Origin of the sequence: Candidatus Hecatella orcuttiae, assembly GCF_002009985.1 — an archaeon.
GTDB classification, from domain to species: Archaea; Thermoproteota; Bathyarchaeia; order Hecatellales; family Hecatellaceae; genus Hecatella; species Hecatella orcuttiae.
This window is the reverse complement of record NZ_MTLX02000008.1, coordinates 491-743: the sequence shown is the minus strand read 5'-3', so window position 1 is coordinate 743 and position 253 is coordinate 491.

The window sequence follows — 253 nt, the reverse complement described above, 5'->3', positions numbered from 1 at the left end:
CAATTTTGCCCTGAGCACGTCTATCAATCTGAATTTAAGCTTCATTTAAACCCCTAAAATTTCTGCCGGTGGGTGCATATATATGGCTTTCGCTTTTAGCCGCTTTCAGCTCAAATGTAGAATACATACCTTTTTGGCTCCAATCTCCTCTCAACGCGGTATCCGCAGTTTACGCACCTCTTACCGAGCTTAACCCTTCTGCCGAAAAGGTCAACACCGTAGAGGTCTTCCATTTCTGAGCCGCACAATGGGC